Raw genomic sequence first — 13881 nt, forward strand, 5'->3', positions numbered from 1 at the left:
ACTCCGTGTGCCTGAAGCGTGATCACGACGCCGGGACTATGCCGACCTTCCAGTCCTCCGCCCGTCGCTGACCTGCACGACCGTGAGCAACATCGGCATAGTCCGGAGGTCGGCATAGGACTTCACCTACGTCCGCACCTGGGCCGGGTTCGTCTACGTGGCGTTCATCCTCGACGTCTACGCCCAGCGGATCGTGGCCTGGCACGCGTCGGTGTCGAAGGTGACCGAGCTCGTGATGACACCGCTGCGGATGGCGATCTGGCAGCGTGACCACGAGGGCCACCCGGTCGAGGCGTCCGAGCTGATCCATCACTCCGACGCCGGTAGCCAGTACACCTCGATCCGGTTCACCGAACACCTCGAGATCGAGGGCATCTCGCCATCGATCGGCTCGGTCGGCGATGCCTACGACAACGCGCTGATGGAGACCATCAACGGCCTGTACAAGACCGAGTGCATCCGCACCACGGTCTTCCACTCCGGCGCCTTCAAGACCCTCGCGGACGTCGAATACGCGACAGCCGGCTGGGTCGACTGGTACAACAACCGCAGGATTCACGGCACGCTCGGGATGATCAGCCCGATCGAGCACGAGGCCGCCTACTACGAAGCTCTCAACCGAGAGCTGCAACCCATATAGCGGCGGCAGAGAACCTGGGGCGCTTCATCCTCTCCGACCGACCTCCTGATCATTGGTCACTACTGGCTATCCACGGCCTGCACAATCCTCTTCACATACTTGCCCTCCTGCCCTCTTATCCCCTCCCTTTTCAAGCGGCACGCATGCTACGAAAGTTCGTAGATGGGTCGCCCGTGATCGGGCGGCCCACGCGGCATTTCTAGGGGTCCGTTGGTTGTTAACGGGCATCGTTGAGGCGGGTGGTCCGAATGCACGGCGGCGTGAAGTTCTACCGTGGCGCAGCGAAGGCGGCGCGTGCCTACGTCGAGCGGGACCGCTCCCGCGCGGACGACTACTACCTCGCTGAGGGCACCGGCATCGCGGTGCGCCTGGTGGCGACACCCGATGGCGTCGCGACGGTGGGCGGCATGGACGGCGGCGAGTACGAGGAGTGGGTGTCGGGGATCGACATCGACTCGAGGAAGCCCAAGGGCCGGCTCCGCAAGGATCCGAACGCGCTACGGTTCGTCGAGGTCACCGTCAACGGACCCAAGACCTGGTCGCTGGCCGCCGCGCTTCATCCGGACATCTCGGCCGCGTTGGATGCCGCACAGGACAGAGCCGCCGCCGAGATCGTCGGCTGGGCCGCACAGCACGCGACCACCCGCGTCGGGCCCCGCGACCGCCAGGTCCAGCTGCCGGTGGAGCGGATCGAGGCCGCCGTGATCCGGCACTACACCTCGCGGGCGGGTGACCCGCATCGTCACCTTCACTTGCAGGTCAATGCCCGCGTCTGGGCAGCCGGGAGCTGGCGGGGTCTGCACTCGGTCGGGATCAGGGACAGCATCGAGGCGATCAACGGGATCGGGCACGCAGCTGTCGCCACGGACCCAGAATTCCGGGCGGTGCTCGCGGCGCACGGGTTCAACCTCGATCCGGAGACCAGCGAGATCCAGCAGCTGGTGCCGTACGCCGGCGCGTTCAGCGCCCGGACCGCACAGATCCGCCGACACGTCGACTGCTACGAAGTCGCGTGGCGCGGCGAGAACCCCGGCGAAGAGCCTGGTCCGCGGCTACGTGAGGCGTGGGATCGACGGGCCTGGGCACAGGCCCGGCCCGACAAGGTCGTTTCGAGGGACGGGCGCGAGCTGGGGGATCGCTGGAACGGGGAGCTTCGGGAACTCGGCTACCGCGACCCGACCGCACCGCTGGTCCTTGCTGGCACGAGGCCGGGATGGATCGACCGCGATGCCGCGGCTGATCTGGTCGTCTCCATCCTGGGGGCAAAGAGGTCGGCGTGGAACACGGCCGACATCCGCGGGAAGGCTGAGGTCCTCCTTTCGCAGACCGCCCTGCTCGCTGACCCGGCCGCGCGGATCGAGCTCGCTGAAGACGTCACAGCCCGTGCGGCAGCCCGATGCGTTCAGCTGCTCGTCCGGGCCGATGTGCCCGAGCACGTCCGTGCTCTCACCTCGCCCCGGGTTCTCGAGGTCGAGGCGGAGGTCATCGGCCGACTGTCGCGACGGGCGGCACAGCCAGCCCGCACGGCCCGGATGGGCGGGCGTGGGTTGGCGCGGGTCGACCCCAGCCAGGCCGCTTTGGTCGGCGCACTCGCCGGCGACGGGCCGCTCATCGTGGTGGAAGGTGCCGCGGGTGCAGGCAAGACAACAGCGCTGCGCACCACTCAGGAGATGCTCTCCCGGCAGGGCCATCGACTGATGGTGGTGACAGCGACGTTGAAGGCCGCTGCCGTGGCCGCCGTTGAGACCGGTGCCGAGGGCCACTCGGCGGCATGGCTGATCCATCAGCATGGCTGGCGCTGGGACGCCGACGGCCACTGGTCCCGCGAGCTGAACCCGACACCGTCGGAGGCTTCACGTCTCCGGCCCGCTGACCTGCTGCTCGTCGACGAGGCCGGGATGCTCGACCAGGACACGGCATGCGCCCTGTTGACGATCGCGGATGAGGCCGGAGCCCGAGTCGCGCTCGTCGGGGACCGACATCAGCTCCCGGCCGTCGGGCGCGGAGGGGTTCTGGACCACGCCATGGCGTGGGCACACCCGACCGCCGTCGTCACGCTTGAGAAGGTTCACCGGTTTATCGACCCGGACTACGCCGCACTCAGCCGGCGTATGCGCAGCGGCGATAGCCCCGCTGAGGTTTTCGAGGAGCTCAGTCAACGCGGTCTCATCGTCGTCCACCCTTCCGAGGTCCAGCGGACCGCAGTGCTCGCCGAAGCCGGGGCAGCTGGTGACCTGGTCATTGCCGACACCCGCGAACAGGTCGCGGACCTGAATGCCGCGATCCGCGACCTGCGCACCGAAGAGTCCCCCAGCAGCGGGGTGGTGACGACCGCTCGCGGGGAACGGATCGGACTCGGCGACAGGGTCGCCACCCGCCGCAACGACCCTGCCCTCCAGGTCGCGAACCGACAGACTTGGACGGTAGCAGGGATCGGGCAGGACGGCAGCCTCGTCCTCCATGACCACGGTCGCGACCGACAGGTCCCGGCCGCGTACGCGGCACGGTTCGTTGAACTCGCCTACGCCACCACAGTGCATGGCGCCCAGGGCGAGACCGTCGTGTCCGCGCACGTCGTCATCGGGGAACACACCGGGGCCGCGGCGGCGTACGTCGCCATGACCCGCGGCCGCGAATCCAACACAGCCCACGTCGTCGCCGAATGCGTCGATGACGCCAGGCAGCAGTGGATCGACGTGTTCAGCCGCGATCGCGCAGACCTGGGACCGGCACATGCTCGACGTCAGGCCGTCGACGCGATCAAGGTGTACGGCGCGCAGCAGCGCCGTCCACTGGTGGGGCGGCGCCCGTCAACGCCGGCGGATGGCGTCCCGCTTGGCCTTTGAGCGGGGACGGGACCTGGTGGGCAGAGGCCAGGGCATGCCCATCTCGGCGGCCAGCTTCGCGGAGTAGCCGCCCGGATCCCGGGGTCGTCTCCGTTTGGGACCAACACCTCTGGCGGCATCGATCACCGGTTGCCACGCAGCTCGGATGACCTCCGGGAGGTCCAGGCTCGGCCACGCTTCGACCAACAGCGCGCCATCGACGGCATTGAGCAAGATCTCCTCGTTGCCATGGTGCAGCGCCAGCCCGTAGAACTCGATGCGCTCGTCTGGGATCGAGAGGTCCCAGACGTCGTAGCCGGTGATCGCTCGGAGGTAGAACACGAGCACGCGTGAGTAGCAGTCCGGGATCGGGACCTGCCAGAGCCGGTCCGGAACCAGATAACCGCCCACGTCCGGATCCTCCCGGTAGTCAAAGAAGACCCGCGGCTTCGCGACGAGGTCGTGGTCGGCCGCATCGAGAAGCCGTTCGACCACATTCAGCGTCGGCGACTTCCGACGCGACTCGTACTCCGAGACCGACGATTGCTGAGTCCTGGCCCAGTCCGCCAACTGGCGCTGTGACAGACCCGCCGCCTTGCGGGCTGCCTCGATCACCGTCGTCGGCTCCATCCACCAATGATCGCTGATGATCGATTGGAGCACCATGCACACCTACTTGGTGAGGCAGGGCCGTCCTGCCTCCCGACCCTACGGGTCGCGACCACCCAGGAGTCATCCATGACTGCTCAGCCCAACACCTCGACCCCGCGCCGCAACCCCGGCGACGAGATGCTTACCCTGCAAGAAGCCTGCCTCTTCCTCCGCGTCCCCGAAGGAACCCTGCGGTACTGGCGCCACCTCGGCTGCGGCCCCCGCAGCTTCAAGATCGGCCGCCACGTCCGCTACTGGCGAGCCGACCTCGTCCTCTGGCTCACCGAGCAGACCAACCGGAGCAGCAGCCGCCCGTAGAGGTCCTGGTCGTCGCCGAGCGAGGTCTTGCGAGTCCGCAAAAAGTCCGCAAGACGATCGACCGAGCCCAATTGCCCTCGACGCATACCCGCAGGTCAGGCAGCATTTCCGTTCTTTGCCAACAATGACCATCTACGCGGGTGCGATTCACCAACTACCGCTGATCACGGCCAGCTCGCCGACGAGCGCCACGACCGCCCGGACCGGGTCGGCGGGCAGCGCCCGCGCCCCGATCTCGGCGAGGGTCTGCTCGTCGGCGCCCCGGCCGGCGGCGTACAGGGCGTGGTCGGCGGCGAGCTTGCGCAGCGCCGAGGCATGGGCGGTGAACATCGTCGGCCGGGTTGCTGCGAGCACCACCGCGTCGGCGGCGGTGCCGCGCGCGGCCGTGAGGACGGCCGGGATCGGGGTGTCCGCACCGAGGAAGCGCACCCGTACGCCGCGTTCGCGCAGCATCAGCGCGACACAGAGCAGCACCATGTCGTGGCGCTCCCCCGGCGGGCAGGCGAGCAGGACCACGGGGGCGGTGGCGGTCCCGTCCACCGCGTGCGGCGGCACGGCCGCGAGCGCGGTGAGCTTGCGACGGAGCATGTCGCTCACGAAGTGCTCGTGGGCGACCGACAGGGTGCCGTCCTCCCAGCGGTCGCCGACCTCCTGGAGGAAGGGCAGGACGACACCGGTGACCGCCCCGGAGAGGGGTACGTCCCACAGGAGCCGGGCGATCGCGATCTCCGCCGCCTCGGCGTCGAAGGTCTCGACGGCTGCCCACAGCTCGTCGGTGGTGGTCGTGATGGTCACGCCTCGCACGCTAGTGCCCCGTGGGCCGACCCGGGAGCATTCGGCCGCCGCTCCCGCCCCGCCGGGTGGGGCCTCAGACGGCCGCCGCCATCCGGGGCACCACCGCCGCGCCGGGCGCCGGGGTGAGCCACACGGTGCTGCCCTCCGCGATCCGCTGGGCTCGGGCGTGGGCGCGGGTGACCACCACGGACACCTCCTCGCCCTCCACGGTGAGCACCGTCAGCCGGACCTCGAAGCCGATCCGGACCACCCGCGAGATCGTGCCCTCCACGCTGCCGGCGAGCGACGGCGAGGACTCCAGCTCGATGTCGTGCGGGCGCAGCGACAGGCCGCCGAGGTGGGTGACCTCGCCGAGGAACGACATGACGAAGTCGTTGGCCGGCTCGTCGTAGAGCTGGTCGGGCGTGCCCACCTGCTCCACCCGGCCCTCGTTGATGACCACGATCTCGTCGGCGACCTCGAGGGCCTCCTCCTGGTCGTGGGTGACGAAGACCGTGGTGACGTGGACGTCGTCGTGGAGGCGGCGCAGCCAGTCGCGCAGCTCCTTGCGCACCTTGGCGTCGAGCGCGCCGAACGGCTCGTCGAGGAGCAGCACGCTCGGCTCCACTGCGAGGGCCCGGGCGAGCGCCATGCGCTGGCGCTGCCCACCGGAGAGCTGGGACGGGAGCCGGTGGGCGAACTGCGACAGGTGCACGAGCTCGAGCAGCTCGCGGACCCGGTGCTCGATCTCGTCCTTGGGCCGCTTGCGGATCTCCAGCCCGAAGGCGACGTTCCTGGCCACGGTCATGTGCTTGAAGACCGCGTAGTGCTGGAAGACGAACCCGACGTTGCGCTTCTGCGCGGGCAGGTGGGTGGCCTCGACGCCCTCGATGCTGACCGAGCCGGTGTCGGCCCTCTCGAGCCCGGCGATGATCCGCAGCAAGGTCGACTTGCCGCCGCCGCTGGGGCCCAGCAGGGCCGTCAGCTGGCCGGTGGGGATGGTGACGTCGACGTCGTGGAGTGCGACGAAGTCACCGAAGTTCTTGTTCAGGCCTCGGACCTCGATGCTCATGGGTGACCTCTCAGGAGTGGTTCTTGGGACGGATGATGGCGACGACGACGATGCAGGCGACCGACACCATGGCCAGCAGGAAGGCGGTGGCGTACGCGCCCTGCTGGTCGAAGTTGAGGTACTTCTCCTCGACGGCGAGCGTCGCCGTACGCGTCTGGCCGAGGACGTTGCCCGAGACGACCTTGACCGCGCCGAACTCGCCGAGCGAGCGCGCGAGGGTCAGCACCACGCCGTAGGTGATGCCCCACTTGATGGACGGCAGGGTGATCCGCCAGAAGCGCTGCAGCCCGCTGGCGCCGAGGCTCTCCGCGGCCTGCTCCTGCTCGGTGCCGATCTCCTCGAGCACCGGCACGATCTCGCGGATCATCAGCGGCAGCGCGACGAACGTCGTCGCCATGACGATCCCGGGCGTGGAGAAGATGACCTGGAAGCCCGCGTCGAGCAGGAACGGACCGAACCACCCGTTGCGGCCGCCGTAGACCAGCACGAGCGCGAGGCCCACGACGATCGGCGACACCGACAGCGGGATGTCGAGCAGCGCGTTGAGCAGCCGCTTGCCCGGGAACTCGTGCCGCACGAGCAGCAATGAGATCCCCACGCCGAAGAGCGTGTTGATCACGACCGACCACACGGCGACGTACGCACTCAGCTGCAGCGCCACGACCATGTCGGGGTCCTCGACGAGCGAACGGATCGACCCGAAGCCGTCGGCGAAGGTGTTGGTCGCCACCAGCGACACCGGCCAGGCGACCAGGAAGAACAGGTAGGCGGTGACGACGAAGCGCATCAGGTAGGTCACCGGGGTCGTGCGCACCCGCGGCGGCCGGCGGCTTCCTCGGTGCCGCTCCGCGACGGGCGGCGCCTCCGGCTCGTGCACCAGCGTGTCAGCCACGTGCAGCCACCCGCCTCTGGATCAGGTCCAGGACCACGATCACCGCGAGCGAGATGGCCAGCAGCACGGTCGCGACGGCCGCGGCCGCCGCGACGTTGTCGTTCTCGATGCTGCTGAGGATGCGCACGGAGGTGACCTCGGTCCTGAACGGGAGGTTGCCCGAGAGCAGCACCAGCGAGCCGTACTCGCTGACGCCGCGGGCGAAGGACAGGGCCGCGCCAGCGGCGATGGCCGGGGCGAGGCTGGGCAGGATGATGCGGCGGAAGGTCGTGATCCGGCTCGCGCCGAGCGAGGCGGCCGCCTCCTCGACGTCACGGTCGAGCTCCTCGAGCACCGGCTGCACCATCCGCACGACGAACGGCAGCGTGACGAAGAGGAAGGCGAGGAAGACCGCCGGTCGCTCGTTGGCGATGTCGACGCCCACCGGGCTGTCGTTGCCGTAGAGCGAGAGCAGCACCAGGCCCGCGACGATCGTCGGCAACGCGAACGGGATGTCGATCATCACCTCGAGCACCGACTTGCCCCAGAACCGGTCGCGGACGAGCACCCAGGCGATGAGCGGTCCCATGACGACGTTGACGGCGGTGACGCCGAGGGCGGTGAGGACGGTGAGCCGGATGGCGGCGGAAGTCTGGCCGTTGGTGACGGTCGCCCAGAAGACGTCCCAGCCGCCGTCGACGGCCGTGACGACGACCGCTGCCAGGGGGATCAGGACCAGCGCGCTGAACCAGATCATGGCGATGCCGAGCCCGAGCCCCGACGACCGCGTGAGCGTGGAGCGCGGACCCGACCGGCGAGGAGTCCTCGCCGGTCGGACCGCTGCGATCTCGGTGGAGGTCATGGAGGGGAGCAGCTCACTCGAGGGAGAGGCCGGCGCCGAGGATGGCCTCGAAGATCAGGCCGTCCTCCTCGTCGAAGAACGTCGTCGACACCTCGTCCCAGCCGCCGAAGTCGTCGTCGACGGTCAGCAGCGTCTCCACCTCGGGGAACGGGTTGCCCGGATCGGCCGCGCCCTCGACGGTGCCGCCGTAGTCGACGTCGTCGCGGATCGGGCGGAAGCCGGTGAGCGCGAACTGCCTCTGGCCCTCGTCGGAGAGGACGAAGTCCAGCCAGGCCTGCGACGGCTCGGAGGCGTCCTCGAGGATCGCGCCCGCGTTCTCGATCAGCAGCGTGGTGTCGGGGAGGACGTACTCGAAGCCCTCGTCGTTCTGCGCGGCGAGGATGGCCTCGTTCTCGTACGCCATCAGCACGTCGCCGGTCCCGCCGAGGAAGGCGGTGGTGGCGTCGCGGCCGCTGCCGGGCAGCGAGACGACGTTCTCGAAGAACCGGTCGACGTACTCGGTCGCCTCCTCCTCGGTGCCGCCGTCGCTGATCACCTGGCCGTAGGCCGCGAGCGCGTTCCAGCGCGCGGCGCCCGACGACGCGGGGTTGGGCGTGACGATCTCGACGCCGGGCTTGACCAGGTCGGCCCAGGTCCTGATGTTCTTCGGGTTGCCGTCGCGGACGCCGAAGACGACGACCGAGCGCGAGACGACGCCCTTGTTCTCACCGGCGTCCCAGTCCTCGGCCACCAGGCCCTCGTCGACCAGGCGCGTCACGTCGGTCGGCACGGAGAAATGGACGTAGTCGGCCTCGAGCCCCGCGGCGACCGCGCGGCTCTGGTCGCCCGACGGGCCGTACGAGGTCTGGAACTCCACGCCCTCGCCCTCGGCCGTCTTGGCGAACTCGGAGGCGATGTTCTTGTTGGCGGCCTCGGGGACCGCGAAGCCGACGATGTGGATGGTGTCGGCCGCGCCGGAGTCGCCGCTGGCAGCGCCGCCGGGTGCGCAGGCGGAGAGGGCCAGTCCGGAGAGGCTGGCGACGAGGGCTGCCGCGAGAGCGGCACGTGAACGGATCTGCATGGGGGATCTCGACTTCCTGGGTCAGTGTGTGCAATGTCGAGTAACATACATGACTTTAGCGACCTGAACGACATGGCCGTCCCGTCGTCGGCGTGTCGTGGGTCACGCCGCCTGCGTGAGCGCTCCGCAGGAGGCGTCCATCACGTGGGGAGCGGGCTCCGGACGCCCGCTGCGCGGCTACTGTTGGTGGCTGGGAGAGGACTCTCGAGACACGTAGGAAGCAGGGGCAAGAGGTGACCCAACCCGCCAAGCAGGTCAAGCAGCTCGACCGCGTCATCATCCGGTTCGCGGGCGACTCCGGTGACGGCATGCAGCTCACCGGTGACCGGTTCACCCAGGAGACTGCCGTGTTCGGCAACGACCTGGTGACGCTGCCCAACTTCCCCGCCGAGATCCGCGCCCCCCAGGGCACGCTCCCCGGCGTCTCGTCCTTCCAGGTGCACTTCGCCGACCACGACATCCTCACGGCCGGCGACGCCCCCGACGTGCTGGTCGCGATGAACCCGGCCGCGCTGCGCGCCAACCTCGGTGACCTCCACAAGGGCGCCACGATCATCGTCGACACCCACGACTTCACCGCGCGCAACCTGACGAAAGCCGGCTACACCGAGAACCCGCTCGACAACGACAGCCTCGCCGAGTACGCCCTCCACACCGTGGACCTCACCGGCATGACGGTCGAGGCGGTCAAGGAGTTCGGGCTCTCCCGCAAGGACGCGTCCCGGGCCAAGAACATGTTCGCCCTCGGCCTGCTGTCCTGGATGTACGGACGCCCGACCGACCCGACGACCTCGTTCCTCGCCAAGCGCTTCGCCAAGGTGCCCGACATCCGCGACGCCAACGTGATGGCCTTCAAGGCCGGCTGGAACTTCGGTGAGACCACCGAGGCCTTCGCGGTCCAGTACGAGATCAAGCCGGCCGTCATGCCCCCCGGCACCTACCGCAACATCACCGGCAACCTCGCGCTGGCGTACGGCCTCGTCGCCGGCGGCGTGCAGTCCGGCCTGCCGGTCTTCCTCGGGACCTACCCGATCACCCCGGCCTCCGACATCCTGCACGAGCTGTCGAAGCACAAGTCCTTCGGCGTGACGACCTTCCAGGCCGAGGACGAGATCGCCGGCGTGGGTGCCGCGATCGGCGCGTCGTACGCCGGGCACCTCGGCGTGACGTCCACCTCCGGCCCGGGCGTGGCGCTGAAGTCCGAGGCGATCGGCCTCGCGGTCATGACCGAGCTCCCGCTCGTCGTGATCGACGTCCAGCGCGGCGGCCCCTCGACCGGCCTGCCCACCAAGACCGAGCAGGCCGACCTGCTGCAGGCGATGTTCGGCCGCAACGGCGAGGCGCCGGTGCCGATCGTCGCGCCCCAGTCCCCCGGCGACTGCTTCGCCGCGGCCGTCGAGGCCACCCGGATCGCGGTCACCTACCGCACTCCCGTGCTGCTGCTCTCCGACGGCTACCTCGCCAACGGCTCCGAGCCGTGGCGGGTGCCGACCGTCGACGAGCTGCCGGTCATCGACCCGGGCTTCGCCACCGAGAAGAACCACGGGTCCGGCGACGACGCCGAGTTCTGGCCCTACCTCCGCGACGACGAGACCCTCGCCCGCCCGTGGGCGATCCCGGGCACCCCCGGTCTCGAGCACCGCATCGGCGGCCTCGAGAAGGCCGACGGGCACGGCAACATCTCCTACGACCCGGCCAACCACGACTTCATGGTCCGCACCCGCCAGGCCAAGGTCGACCGGATCGCCGACTCGATCCCGCCGGTGGAGGTCGACGACCCGTCCGGCGAGGCGAAGGTCCTCGTGCTGGGCTGGGGGTCGACCTACGGCCCGATCGGAGCCGGCGTACGCCGCGTGCGGAAGGCCGGCTACCACGTCGCGCAGGCGCACCTGCGTCACCTCAACCCGTTCCCGAGCAACCTCGGCGAGGTCCTCAAGGGCTACGAAAAGGTGCTCGTGCCCGAGATGAACCTCGGCCAGCTCTCCCTGCTGCTGCGGGCGAAGTACCTCGTGGACGCGGTCGGCTACAACCACGTCCACGGACTGCCCCTCAAGGCCACCGACCTCGCCCACGCCATCGGCGAGCTGGTGGGACAGGCCGAGGGGATCGAGATCGAGCTCGGCGTGTGGGGCGAGCCCACCCAGAAGGAGCACATCTGATGAGCACCCCGACCGACCTGGGCCTCCCGAGCCTGCGTTCCGGCACCGACGGCGTCCCGACGCTGCCCGAGGGCGCCCAGCCGCAGACCGGCAAGGACTTCACCTCCGACCAGGAGGTCCGTTGGTGCCCCGGGTGCGGCGACTACGCCGTGCTCAAGGCCGTCCAGTCGTTCCTGCCCGACCTCGGCCTGCGCCGCGAGAACATCGTCTTCGTCTCCGGCATCGGCTGCTCCTCGCGCTTCCCCTACTACCTCGACACCTACGGCATGCACTCGATCCACGGTCGTGCGCCGTCCATCGCGACCGGCATCGCGACGGCCCGCGAGGACCTGTCGGTGTGGGTCGTCACCGGCGACGGCGACGCGCTGTCGATCGGCGGCAACCACCTCATCCACGCGCTGCGCCGCAACGTCAACATGACGATCCTGCTCTTCAACAACCGGATCTACGGGCTCACCAAGGGCCAGTACTCCCCCACGTCGGAGACCGGCAAGATCACGAAGTCGACCCCGATGGGCTCGCTGGACCACCCCTTCAACCCGGTGTCGCTCGCGCTCGGTGCCGAGGCGTCGTTCGTGGCGCGCACCATCGACTCCGACCGCAAGCACCTCACCTCCGTGCTCGCGGCGGCCGCCGCCCACCGCGGCACGTCGCTGGTCGAGATCTACCAGAACTGCCCGATCTTCAACGACGGCGCGTTCGACGCGATCAAGTCGCCCGAGACCAAGGCCGACGCGATCATCCCGCTGGTGCACGGTGAGCCGATCACCTTCGGCGCCGAGGGCTCGAAGGCCCTGGTGCGCGACGAGCAGACCGGCGGCGTGAAGGTCGTCGCGACCACCGACGTGGCAGCGGCGGACATCCTCGTCCACGACGCCCACAACGAGGACCCCACCGTCGCCTTCGGGATCTCGCGGCTGACCGACTCGGGCTACCTCAACACCTCGCCGATCGGCATCTTCCGCCAGGTCCAGCGCCCGACGTACGACGACCAGGCGCGCGAGCAGGTGGCCGCGGCGGCTCCCGCCGCCTCCGGAAATGACGACACCGCCGACCGCGCCGCACGACTGGCGGCGCTGATCGGCGGTGGCGACACCTGGACGATCATCTGATCGTCCGCCCGGTCGTCCAGGTGTCGACTCCGGCTGTGGGTCAGTCGAAGTAGAGCGTCCAGACCTCGCCCTTGGTGTTGCCGTAGCCGTTGGAGTGGTCGACCTTCGAGCGCCACTTCCAGCGACCCCTCTCGGGGGCGTAGATGCGGGTCTTGAAGACGCCGCTGTCGTTGGTCTTGATCTTCTTGACGGTCTTCCACTTGCAGGTGCCGCACTTCTTCTTGAGGATCTTCACCTGCTGGTTGGCGTAGGGCAGCAGCGTGCCGTCGAGCTGCGGCTCCATCACGGTGCCCTTGAGCTTGAAGGCGTTGTAGGAGACCTGCTTGGTGTCCGGCGGGATCTCGTCGATGATCCGCTTGGGCTGCGACCCGGCGCTCGCGCTCGCGCTGAGCACGCCGGCGACGAGCAGTGCGGCGACCAGTGCCGCCAGGACGGTGCGGAGTGTCCGCATGGTTGATTCCCCCTCGAGAAACGATGGTGTCTGACCGTCGGGGTACCCCACCCCGAGACCGCACCATCGTAGGCGACGGGCCGCAACTACACTCCCGGAGTGCCAGATAGCCGTCGTGGACTGATCTTCGGCGCGTCGGCGTACACCTTGTGGGGCACCTTCCCGCTGTACTGGACGCTGCTCGAGCCGGGCGGCGCGATCGAGATCCTCGCGCACCGCATCGTCTGGTCGGTGCTGACGATGGCGGTGATCATCGTGCTCGCGCGGCGGGTCCACCACTTCCGCGCGCTGGTGCGCGACCGTCGCCGACTGCTCCTGATCAGCTGCGCGGCCGTCGTGATCACGGTCAACTGGGGCGGCTACATCTGGGGCGTCAACAACGGCCGCGTCGTCGAGACCTCGTTGGGCTACTTCATCAACCCGCTCGTCACCGTGCTCATGGGCGTGCTCATCCTCGGCGAGCGCCTGCGCCGCCTGCAGTGGATCGCCATGGCCATCGCGTTCGTCGCGGTCGTCGTGCTCACCCTCGACTACGGCCGGCCCCCGTGGGTGGCGCTCGTCCTCGCCTTCTCGTTCGGCACCTACGGCCTGCTCAAGAAGCAGGCCGGCGTCGGCGCGGTCGAGAGCATCACCCTGGAGACGATGGTCATCGCGCCGTTCGCCGCGGCCTACATCGGCTGGCTGGTGGTGGCGGGCCAATCCAACTTCGGTACGCACGGCGTCGGGCACGCGCTCCTGCTCACCACGACCGGCATCATCACCGCGGTGCCGCTGATGCTCTTCGGCGCCGCCGCGATCCGGGTGTCGATGGTCTCGCTCGGACTCCTGCAGTACCTCGCCCCGACCATCCAGTTCGCCCTCGGCCTGCTCGTCTTCCGCGAGGAGATGCCCGCCAGTCGCTGGATCGGGTTCGGCCTGGTGTGGGTCGCGCTGGTGATCTTCACCGTCGAGGCCCTCAACCACCGGCGCCGGCAGCTGCGGCTCGTCGCGCAGGCCAGCGCCCTCTGAGGTCGCGCAGCGCCCCACCCGGTACTCGGTGGTTGAGGTGCGAGCGAAGCGAGCCTCGAAACCACATGGTCTCCCTGG

The 13881-nt window shown here is 69.2% G+C and carries 12 protein-coding genes and 1 pseudogene; 6 read left to right on the top strand and 7 right to left on the bottom strand.

The genetic code is table 11. From position 1 onward, the window contains the following. Positions 1-118: 118 nt before the first annotated feature. A pseudogene (locus tag AC57BS_RS04740) lies at positions 119-640 on the top strand (IS3 family transposase); the annotation flags it as partial. 260 nt (positions 641-900) lie between these two features. Continuing rightward, positions 901-3486: a MobF family relaxase gene (mobF, locus tag AC57BS_RS04745; RefSeq protein ID WP_496410310.1), complete on the top strand. Its 2586-nt coding sequence runs from the start codon at positions 901-903 to the stop codon at positions 3484-3486. Here the strand turns inward: mobF and AC57BS_RS04750 are convergent. Further along, positions 3451-4131: a helix-turn-helix domain-containing protein gene (locus tag AC57BS_RS04750; protein ID WP_496410311.1), complete on the bottom strand. Its 681-nt coding sequence runs from the start codon at positions 4129-4131 to the stop codon at positions 3451-3453. The two genes, mobF and AC57BS_RS04750, sit on opposite strands and share 36 nt — an antisense overlap. Positions 4132-4203: 72 nt before the next feature. Between AC57BS_RS04750 and AC57BS_RS04755 the strand changes: the two genes are divergently transcribed. After that, positions 4204-4434, top strand: a complete 231-nt coding sequence (locus tag AC57BS_RS04755; protein ID WP_496410312.1) for a helix-turn-helix domain-containing protein — start codon at positions 4204-4206, stop codon at positions 4432-4434. A 147-nt stretch (positions 4435-4581) separates the two neighbouring features. On the opposite strand, the gene AC57BS_RS04760 is transcribed toward AC57BS_RS04755, so the two are convergent. The 5 genes from AC57BS_RS04760 to AC57BS_RS04780 all read right to left on the bottom strand — a co-directional run bounded on the left by AC57BS_RS04760 (position 4582) and on the right by AC57BS_RS04780 (position 9073). Beyond that, a complete protein-coding gene (locus tag AC57BS_RS04760; RefSeq protein ID WP_496410313.1) occupies positions 4582-5229 on the bottom strand; it encodes a cobalamin B12-binding domain-containing protein in 648 nt (215 codons plus the stop codon). A gap of 73 nt (positions 5230-5302) precedes the next feature. Continuing rightward, entirely contained in the window at positions 5303-6280 is a 978-nt protein-coding gene (locus tag AC57BS_RS04765; protein WP_496410314.1) for a sulfate/molybdate ABC transporter ATP-binding protein, read from the bottom strand. A gap of 10 nt (positions 6281-6290) precedes the next feature. Continuing rightward, a complete protein-coding gene (locus AC57BS_RS04770) occupies positions 6291-7172 on the bottom strand; it encodes a sulfate ABC transporter permease (RefSeq protein WP_496410315.1) in 882 nt (293 codons plus the stop codon). After that, positions 7165-8013 carry a sulfate ABC transporter permease subunit CysT gene (cysT, locus tag AC57BS_RS04775; RefSeq protein ID WP_496410316.1) on the bottom strand — a complete coding sequence of 283 codons (849 nt, stop codon included), beginning with the start codon at positions 8011-8013 and terminating at the stop codon, positions 7165-7167. Before cysT ends, AC57BS_RS04770 begins: the two co-directional genes overlap by 8 nt. Positions 8014-8026: 13 nt before the next feature. Further along, entirely contained in the window at positions 8027-9073 is a 1047-nt protein-coding gene (locus tag AC57BS_RS04780; protein WP_496410317.1) for a sulfate ABC transporter substrate-binding protein, read from the bottom strand. A 233-nt stretch (positions 9074-9306) separates the two neighbouring features. On the opposite strand from AC57BS_RS04780, the gene AC57BS_RS04785 reads away from it, so the two are divergent. Next, positions 9307-11232, top strand: coding sequence for a 2-oxoacid:acceptor oxidoreductase subunit alpha (locus AC57BS_RS04785; RefSeq protein WP_496410318.1), 1926 nt, complete (start codon positions 9307-9309; stop codon positions 11230-11232). Further along, a complete protein-coding gene (locus tag AC57BS_RS04790) occupies positions 11232-12344 on the top strand; it encodes a 2-oxoacid:ferredoxin oxidoreductase subunit beta (RefSeq protein WP_496410319.1) in 1113 nt (370 codons plus the stop codon). The genes AC57BS_RS04785 and AC57BS_RS04790 overlap by 1 nt, the downstream gene beginning before the upstream one ends. Positions 12345-12384: 40 nt before the next feature. Here the strand turns inward: AC57BS_RS04790 and AC57BS_RS04795 are convergent, their stop codons facing one another. After that, positions 12385-12795 carry a hypothetical protein gene (locus AC57BS_RS04795; protein ID WP_496410320.1) on the bottom strand — a complete coding sequence of 137 codons (411 nt, stop codon included), beginning with the start codon at positions 12793-12795 and terminating at the stop codon, positions 12385-12387. A 99-nt stretch (positions 12796-12894) separates the two neighbouring features. Here AC57BS_RS04795 and rarD point away from each other — a divergent pair, with 99 nt between their 5' ends. Further along, positions 12895-13803, top strand: a complete 909-nt coding sequence (gene rarD, locus AC57BS_RS04800) for an EamA family transporter RarD (RefSeq protein WP_496410321.1) — start codon at positions 12895-12897, stop codon at positions 13801-13803. Positions 13804-13881: the final 78 nt, after the last annotated feature.

It is taken from the genome of Nocardioides sp. BGA-UO-ETr-FS32, assembly GCF_059567905.1.

What these genes read in the sequence shown, in the direction of transcription:
- AC57BS_RS04750 (WP_496410311.1), bottom strand. Translation starts at nt 4,131, where the DNA reads ATGGTGCTCCAATCGATCATCAGCGATCATTGGTGGATGGAGCCGACG.
- AC57BS_RS04795 (WP_496410320.1), bottom strand. Translation starts at nt 12,795, where the DNA reads ATGCGGACACTCCGCACCGTCCTGGCGGCACTGGTCGCCGCACTGCTC.
- cysT (WP_496410316.1), bottom strand. Translation starts at nt 8,013, where the DNA reads ATGACCTCCACCGAGATCGCAGCGGTCCGACCGGCGAGGACTCCTCGC.
- AC57BS_RS04765 (WP_496410314.1), bottom strand. Translation starts at nt 6,280, where the DNA reads ATGAGCATCGAGGTCCGAGGCCTGAACAAGAACTTCGGTGACTTCGTC.
- AC57BS_RS04780 (WP_496410317.1), bottom strand. Translation starts at nt 9,073, where the DNA reads ATGCAGATCCGTTCACGTGCCGCTCTCGCGGCAGCCCTCGTCGCCAGC.
- AC57BS_RS04790 (WP_496410319.1), top strand. Translation starts at nt 11,232, where the DNA reads ATGAGCACCCCGACCGACCTGGGCCTCCCGAGCCTGCGTTCCGGCACC.
- AC57BS_RS04755 (WP_496410312.1), top strand. Translation starts at nt 4,204, where the DNA reads ATGACTGCTCAGCCCAACACCTCGACCCCGCGCCGCAACCCCGGCGAC.